The sequence below is a fragment of the Paenibacillus sp. MER 180 genome, from assembly GCF_023713665.1.
Lineage (GTDB): Bacteria > Bacillota > Bacilli > Paenibacillales > Paenibacillaceae > Paenibacillus_B > Paenibacillus_B suaedae.
This window is the reverse complement of sequence record NZ_JAMAVT010000070.1, coordinates 1-459: the sequence shown is the minus strand read 5'-3', so window position 1 is coordinate 459 and position 459 is coordinate 1. Positions and strand designations below refer to the sequence as shown.

The following is a 459-nucleotide window of genomic DNA, read 5'->3' as shown; positions in this document are numbered from 1 at the left end:
GTCGTACAGCAGGTGATGCGCGCTCAGCGTGTCGATCAGTTCGTCCGGCAGCGCGTAGCGCGCGGCGAGATCGTCGTAGTAGTTGGCCGGAATCCGCAGGAACGGCACGCCGTCGGCCGCGAACGCGGCGACCGTCTTCACGATGTCGTCGGTGCGGAACGCGACGTGGTTCAGCCCGGTGCCGTGGTAGCGGTCGAGCGATTCGGCGACGGCCGTATGGCGGTCGACCGACGCGTTCAGCGCGATCCGCACCGCGCCGTCGGCGCGGCGCACCGCGCGGCTGCGCATCAGCCCGTACGGGTCGGGCACGAGCCAGCTGCGCTCGGCCTCGAAGCCGAACGCCGTCTTGAAGAACAGGATCCAGGTGTCGAGCGCGTCGGCCGGCAGCGCGAGGCACACGTGATCGATGCCCGTCAGCGGGCCGACTTCGCTCGGGCCGTCGATGTCGGTCAGCACGAA

Annotated in this window: 1 protein-coding gene; it reads right to left on the bottom strand. The window is 69.9% G+C overall.

The window, feature by feature from the left end:
* The coding region (locus tag M3661_RS29875; RefSeq protein ID WP_251491296.1) for a VOC family protein at positions 1-459 on the bottom strand (459 nt) is incomplete at both ends.